Origin of the sequence: uncultured Clostridium sp. (genome assembly GCF_937920395.1) — a bacterium.
Lineage (GTDB): Bacteria > Bacillota > Clostridia > Clostridiales > Clostridiaceae > Clostridium_AD.
In genome coordinates this window covers 1-3,729 of record NZ_CALEVF010000154.1, presented here as the reverse complement: position 1 = coordinate 3,729, position 3,729 = coordinate 1, and the positions used below count along the sequence as shown (strand labels likewise).

The window sequence follows — 3,729 nt, the reverse complement described above, 5'->3', positions numbered from 1 at the left end:
CCATTTACTTTCTCGTATTTAGTTGCCATTACAGCAAAAGTATAAGCACAAGAAATCATAATAACACCGCCAATTACCCAAGCTAAAATACCTAGTTTAAGATCACCTCCAGTTGCAGTTAATACCTTTTCTGCTTTGAAAAAAACACCACTACCTATAACGATGCCAATAACCATTGCTATTGCAGTAATGAGACCAAATTTTTTTTGTAACTTTGTTTCCATGATTTAATCATTCCTTTCATAATTCATAATTTATAATTTTCAATAAATTCATTATAGCATTACGCTTTATAGCTTTACAAGTGTAAAATCAATAGAAAAAAGGTTTATTAATATATAAATAGTATAACTATACTTGAGAAAAATTGGTAAATTTTTAAATGATTAAGAATAAAAAATGTTACTTTAATGATATATTTTATGTATTTGAATATTATGACAAATATTATTATAATAAATGGTGGGCAGTTGAATAATAAGTATTGACAAAGAAAGCTCTAAGAGCTAACATTTATTCTTACCCAAATAAATGAGATGGGTAAATGAAAAAAATGTATATTAGTTTAAAGCTTAAGGCATTGTATATAAAACAGAGGATTGAGGAGGAATAGTATGAAGATAGAAATATGGTCTGATTTTGTGTGTCCTTTTTGTTATATAGGTAAAAGGAGATTAGAAATTGCTTTAGAAAAATATGAATATAAGGGCGAGGTTGAATTAGTTTTTAAAAGCTTTGAGCTTGATCCAGCAGCTAAAAAGAAAGTTGATGGAAACATTAATGAGATTATAGCAAAAAAATATGGCATACCTGTAGAACAAGCTAAAGAATCAAACAATCAAATAGCAACGCAGGCTAAAGCTATAGGTCTTAATTATAATTTTGATGATTTAATTCCAACAAATACTTTTGATGCTCACAGAATAGCACATTATGCAAAAACACAAGGTAAGATGAATGAATTATCAGAAAGAATTCTAAAGGCATATTTTGTAGATGCTTTAAATATATCTGATCATAAAGTGTTAGCTAGTCTTGCTTACGAAGTCGGTATTAATAGGGAAAAAGCATTAAGTATTTTAAAATCAAATCTGTATAGTAACGAAGTAAGAAAAGATGAAGAAGCGGCTTCAAAACTTGGAATCAGTGGTGTTCCTTATTTTATAATTAATAATGAATATACGATATCTGGTGCACAACCGTCTGAAATGTTTTTAGAGGCACTTGAGAAAGCAAGAGAAGAAGAATGAAATATTATTTAGCACCAATGGAAGGCATTACGGGATACGTCTATAGAAATTCTTATAAAAAATATTTTAACAACATAGATAAATACTTTACACCTTTTATTGTTACAAATAAAAGTAGAAGTCTTAAGTCTAAAGAATTAAGAGATGTTTTGCCTGAAAACAATAAAGGAATGAATGTAGTTCCACAAATACTTACTAATGATTCAGAAGGTTTTATCATTACTTGTAAAAAATTAAAACAATTGGGTTATAATGAGATTAATTTAAATTTAGGATGTCCTGCTGGAACAGTTGTTTCAAAAAATAGAGGCTCAGGTTTTTTAGCCAAAAGAGAAGAACTTGATATGTTTTTAGATGAAATATTTAAAATAAGTGATATAAATATTTCTATAAAAACTAGAATAGGAAAGGATAGTCCACAAGAATTTTATGAGCTAATAAAAATGTATAATAAATATCCTTTAGAAGAATTAATTATACATCCAAGAATACAAAAGGATTTTTATGGGAACAAACCTAATTTACAGGTATTTAAAGATGCTTTATCTTTAAGCATAAATCCAGTGTGTTATAATGGGGATATTTTCACTAGTGATGATCATAATAAATTAATGAAAACTTTTCCGAAAGTAAAAACAGTAATGCTAGGAAGAGGGATAATAGCTAATCCAAACTTAATGAATGAGATTAAAAACAATACCAATATAGATAAAAAAGCATTAAAAGATTTTCATGATGAACTTCTATATAAATATATAGAAGTATTTGATGAAGAGAAAAATGCAATATTTAGAATGAAAGAATTATGGGGGTATATGATTTATATATTTTCAGATAATAAAAAGTATGCTAAAAAAATAAAGAAGTCGCAAAACTTAAATGAATATAATGAAGCTGTATTAAGTTTATTTACCGAGCAGGAAGTCATAAAAGGTGCTGGATTATTTAATAATCAATATTAAATAATCCAGCACTGATTTTAGTTATAGTCTTGTTAAAAGCTATGCTTATAAAGTTTGACAATTATAATACCAAGTATTAAAGTTGTTAGCATACTAACATAACAATAGGGAGGTGCTTTGTGGATCGTTCAAAGGCCATAGGATTTGTAGTAAAAACACTTTCTAATCAAGTAAAACGCCAAATTGATATTAGCGTTTCAAAGTGCGAGATTGATGGTATAACAGGAATGCAGTGTTGGATCATTGATTATCTTTGTGATAATGTAGAGAAAAAAGGATATCTTCCAAAAAGATGTTGAAATTGAGTTTAACATTAGGAGATCTACAGCCACGGGTATCTTGCAACTCATGGAGAAAAATGGATTAATAACGAGGCAGGCGGTGTCTTGTGATGCACGACTAAAAAAACTTATTCTCACAGAGAAAGCTTTTAGCATTCATCTAAAAATAGAAGCCCAAATTATTCTGGTTGAACAAAAAATTTCAAAAAATATAGAATAGTTAATTATCTTGTTAGACATATGCAGATAGTTATTTTTTTTACTATGTTGTTAGCTACCTAACTGTAAGGTTAATGACAAATATTAATGTATGGAGGTTATAATTCCTTTCTTAATGGCACAAATTATTGACAACCTAATATCAAAAGGAAACCTAAGTTACATTGAGAAAATGGGTAGTGTACTAGTTTTATGCACTATATTTTCACTTTTTTTGGTATGTTATCAGGGAAATATTCAGCCAGAGCTTCTGCAGGGTATGCAAAGAATGTACTACGACAAATGTATTACAATATATAGAATTTTTTATTCGCGGATATTGAAAAATTTTCAACTGCAAGCTTAGTAACGCGGTTAACTACAGATGCGACCAATGTTTAAAATGCTTATCAGATGATCATTCGTATTTTAGTACGAAGGCCACTAATGCTTATTTTTTCTTTAATTATGGCTTTTAGCCTTAATGCAAAACTAGCTTTAATATTTCTTATAGCTATACCATTTCTAGGATACGGGATTTACATAACTATTATCAATGCTCATCCTATTTTTGAGAGAGTATTTCGTACCTACGAGCGTCTAAACAATGTGGTTCAAGAAAATTTTATTAAACAGCAAAGTTCTATGGGTAAAACAAATGGATTTATTAAAGAAAAAATGCTGATGAAATTATGGTGCTTGAGGAAGGCCGAATCATAGAGTCTGGTAATCACGAAAAGTTAATATCACAGAGAGGAAAATATTATCAGCTTTATATTGGCGATTTCGAACTTGAGTAAAACAATTGCCTTTAGACCATCGATTTAATAATAATGGTGGTTTTGTTTTTAATATTGTGATTTTTAGAAGGAATTTAATAAATAATGTAGAAATTATTCTATATAGTAAGTATTGTAGTAAGGATCTTATTAGAATAAGAAAAATATTAGAATAAGAAAAATATAAAATTAAGTAAGGTTAAATATAGGGGCTTGCAGAATTCAAAAATAAAAACTGTGGATAACTTTTAAGATTTGG

General features: G+C 28.3%; 5 protein-coding genes. 4 read left to right on the top strand and 1 reads right to left on the bottom strand.

Annotated elements, in window-relative coordinates:
- On the bottom strand, positions 1-224 hold a 224-nt coding region (locus tag Q0649_RS10700; protein ID WP_298841365.1), incomplete at its 3' end, for an amino acid permease.
- A 390-nt stretch (positions 225-614) separates the two neighbouring features.
- Between Q0649_RS10700 and Q0649_RS10695 the strand changes: the two genes are divergently transcribed.
- The 4 genes from Q0649_RS10695 (at position 615) to Q0649_RS10680 (ending at position 3,411) form a co-directional block, all read left to right on the top strand.
- Entirely contained in the window at positions 615-1,250 is a 636-nt protein-coding gene (locus tag Q0649_RS10695) for a DsbA family oxidoreductase (RefSeq protein WP_298841363.1), read from the top strand.
- Complete coding sequence (locus Q0649_RS10690; RefSeq protein WP_298841360.1) at positions 1,247-2,212, top strand: tRNA-dihydrouridine synthase; 966 nt, start codon at positions 1,247-1,249, stop codon at positions 2,210-2,212. The genes Q0649_RS10695 and Q0649_RS10690 overlap by 4 nt, the downstream gene beginning before the upstream one ends.
- A 119-nt stretch (positions 2,213-2,331) precedes the next feature.
- Positions 2,332-2,511: a hypothetical protein gene (locus Q0649_RS10685; RefSeq protein ID WP_298841357.1), complete on the top strand. Its 180-nt coding sequence runs from the start codon at positions 2,332-2,334 to the stop codon at positions 2,509-2,511.
- A 594-nt stretch (positions 2,512-3,105) separates the two neighbouring features.
- A complete protein-coding gene (locus Q0649_RS10680; protein ID WP_298841355.1) occupies positions 3,106-3,411 on the top strand; it encodes a hypothetical protein in 306 nt (101 codons plus the stop codon).
- Positions 3,412-3,729 lie beyond the last annotated feature (318 nt).

What these genes read in the sequence shown, in the direction of transcription:
- Q0649_RS10680 (WP_298841355.1), top strand. Translation starts at nt 3,106, where the DNA reads ATGATCATTCGTATTTTAGTACGAAGGCCACTAATGCTTATTTTTTCT.
- Q0649_RS10690 (WP_298841360.1), top strand. Translation starts at nt 1,247, where the DNA reads ATGAAATATTATTTAGCACCAATGGAAGGCATTACGGGATACGTCTAT.
- Q0649_RS10695 (WP_298841363.1), top strand. Translation starts at nt 615, where the DNA reads ATGAAGATAGAAATATGGTCTGATTTTGTGTGTCCTTTTTGTTATATA.